General features: G+C 44.4%; 2 protein-coding genes and 1 pseudogene. All 3 read left to right on the top strand.

Features of this window, described 5'->3' with window-relative positions:
• Window positions 1-1402 (top strand): RHS repeat domain-containing protein (locus SAPGRDRAFT_RS22755; RefSeq protein WP_002661238.1); only part of this gene is annotated, 1402 nt, incomplete at its 5' end.
• Window positions 1403-1404: 2 nt separating this feature from the next.
• Window positions 1405-1806 (top strand): hypothetical protein, encoded by a 402-nt coding sequence (locus SAPGRDRAFT_RS19605; RefSeq protein ID WP_002661237.1) that lies wholly within the window; start codon window positions 1405-1407, stop codon window positions 1804-1806.
• A 279-nt stretch (window positions 1807-2085) separates the two neighbouring features.
• A pseudogene (locus tag SAPGRDRAFT_RS19600) lies at window positions 2086-3193 on the top strand (hypothetical protein); the annotation flags it as partial.

Here is a 3193-nt window from a genome sequence, read left to right as displayed (position 1 = left end):
AGAGGAGCTGCATTTATATGGCTCGGCCCGTTTGGGAATCTTGAAAAAAACCTTAGCTTTAAGGTATCGGGATGAGTCGGGGGCCGTTGGCTTGCCTGCTGGGAGCCTGCTCAAAACGGCTTTGGCGCAAAGCAGCTACCAGCAACTAGAGCTGGGCCGCCGCCGCTACGAGCTCTCCAACCACTTAGGCAACGTACTGGCTACGGTCAGCGATAAATCTTTGGGCCAAGACAGCAGCCAAACTGGACAGGCAGATTATTATCTGGCGCAGGTTTCTTCGGCAAGCCTATACTACCCATTTGGATGGGAAATGCCTGGGCGCAAGTTTGTGAGTGGGGAGGTGTATCGTTTTGGGTTTAATGGGAAGGAAGATGACCGAGATTGGGGAATGCAAAACATTCAGGATTATGGCTTTAGGTTGTATAATCCGAGTATAGGGAAGTTTTTGAGTGTGGATCCGTTGAGTCCGGATTATCCTTGGTATACGCCCTATCAGTTTGCAGGGAATAAGCCGATTAAATTTATTGATTTAGATGGTGCAGAGCCCGAGAGTAATCCTGCTGATTGGACACCTGTCAAAGAGTATGAACATGGAACAATGTTTAAAACTCCTGATGATGAGTATGTTTTTTTATATAGTAGTCCAATTTTGGTTGGAGGAGTAGGAGAGCCAGTAATGGCCTATAGAGAGGGTGGAGAATGGAACTATGCGATAAAACCTCCAAATACGGATGGTCAATACGCTCAAGAATTAACAGAAGATGTAGTTGTACCTATACTAAATTATGCATTTTTTGTTATTCAGACTGAGATGATGATTGGAGGTGTATCTGGGGGTGGTCCAAAATTTAGAGTAGGAACTAATACGCCTAAGTATGCTGGGAGTGGTACAGGTGCTGCTGGAAGGGGTTCAATTAAAACAGGTAAGTGGTGGAATCCTTATACATGGGGAAATAAAGTAAGATTTAAAACGAAACCACCCAAAGTAGTTCCTGATGGGACAAAACTTATTGATCCAATTGATGATTTGGTAAAAGTTGCTGATGAAGCTCTTGAAAGTGGTCAGAATCAAGGAGCGGCAACAGAGCTAACATTGAAAACAGGAGAAAAGATATATGCTGTAAGTGGGGAAAATGTTCCGCCCAATAAAGAAATGACAGGGGTGTTGTCTGGAGTCTCTCGTGAGGGAGCTAAAACCCCTTGGTGTGGAAATTGTTCTGAAGTTAAAGCTATAGAAAAAGCTCTAAATGCAAAGAAAGATGTTACTGGAGCAAAATCTAGAACTGTTCAGATTGGAGAGTCCCCGAATGCAAATCGTGTGCATGGGAAATATAAACCAGCCTGTAAAAGTTGTGAAAAAATGTTAGACCATTTCAAAATTAAAGAAGCAAAATCAGAGTAGTTATGGTGAAAGTTACTTGGCCTCAAGAAGAAGGAAAGCAAAATCTAGAACTGTATTTAATTGTGTTACAATATATATTTGAGGGTACATCTCTAAGGTTTACTGAAAATATTAGCTTTGATCCACTAGAGATATTCGCAAGGTATTTAGAAAATGAGATTACTCATAATGAATACTTAAACTACATTGCCATTTGTGAAAGTTTTATATCGCAGCCTGAAAATTTTAGAGACCATATTTCAAAAGACGTGTTGTGGAATAGATTAGCTCTATTATGTATGCCTGAAAATAGCGATGAAGAAAGTCTTTGGGAGAGTATTTCTTATTTGTATACTTATGGAAAAGGTCTAGGGCATTTATTTTCTGTAGAAGATAGAAAATTTAGTAAAGTAGATTTAAAATAGGTGATCATTTATCTTTATTGCGCTTAGTATGGCGGCTTTTGTTGCTGTAGGTTTCAACCTACAGGTATATATATCCATCCTACAGGCCCGAAGGGCCGCAGGCCTAGGGGCCTGCAAGGGTGCCGCGCAGCGGCAGACCCAGCCAGCTTGCTGGCGCAGGGCCGAGCAGACCTGCGAGCCCTGCAAGGGCCCGGCCGCCGCAGGCGGCAGGCCCCAAAAAAAGATCAGTATGTCAAGAATCTAGATAAAGGCTTTAGCCTAGAATATGCCTATGATTTAGTGTCGGGGAATGTTCGGGAAGTGGCCTATCAGGCAGGGGAAGCGGATGCTTTTTATCATAAGTACAGCTATGATGCGGAGAATCGTCTTCGTTTGGCCTATAGTTCAGAGGATGGTCGTTTGTGGCAGAAGGAGGCGCGTTATTACTATTATGCGCATGGACCATTGGCGAGAGTGGAGTTGGGGGAAGAGCTATTGGGCTCTGATTATCGCTATAGCTTGCAGGGCTGGATAATTGGGGTGAATGGCTTGGTGAAGAATGCGGTTTGGACAGATCCTGGAGCGGATGGTCATGAGACGGGCCGTCATCGCTGGTTTAGTCGAGATGAATATGCTTATGGCTTGGGCTATAATGAGTTGGCTTATACGCCCATTGGGGGCTCATCTTTGAATGATGGAGCGGCATGGAGTAATATGTCAGGAGATATTCTATCGAAAGATGGGGTTTCTGGCTTGTTTAATGGGAACATCGCTTATATGCAGACGGCTTTGCCACAATTGGCTCGAGAGGGGATGGGGTCAGGTAGTTATGCTGCTGCGTATCAGTATGATCAGTTGCATCGGATAATGGCCTCGAATACCTATGAGTATAATGGAGGGCAATGGAATAAACTGTTGCGGGATGGACTGAATAGTCCAGCGAATCCCAAAAACTATGGGAGTAGTTATAGTTATGATGCGAATGGAAATATCTTGAGTTTATCGCGTTATGCCGGAGGGAATCAGATAGATGATTTAAGCTATCATTATACTTATGATGTTGATCCTGCACAATTGCCAGAGGTTTCTAGCCAAGCTATCGGGCAGTTGTATAACAACCAATTGCAGTATGTGACGGACGGCGCAGGGGCGTCGACGGTGGGCGATTTGACTAGTCAGCCAGGACACGATGGGGCCGTAGCTACGTCTTCACAGAACTATGAATATGACGAAATCGGCAATTTGGTTCGAGATAGCTCGGAGCAGATTGAGGAGATTGTCTGGAACGTACAGGGCAAGGTGCAAGAGGTTCATTTTGAGGCGGGCAAGCCGGGCCCCTCGGTCTTGCAATATGAGTATGACCCCATGGGTAATCGCTTGGCCAAGAAGAAATTGTATGTTGATGGTC

Source organism: Saprospira grandis DSM 2844, from assembly GCF_000275825.1.
GTDB classification, from domain to species: domain Bacteria; phylum Bacteroidota; class Bacteroidia; order Chitinophagales; family Saprospiraceae; genus Saprospira; species Saprospira grandis_A.
Note: the sequence above shows the minus strand (reverse complement) of the source record. Positions and strands in the feature narration are given on the sequence as shown.

Coding starts and splice junctions, on each gene's coding strand:
- SAPGRDRAFT_RS19605 (WP_002661237.1), top strand. CDS start 1,405: ATGGTGAAAGTTACTTGGCCTCAAGAAGAAGGAAAGCAAAATCTAGAA.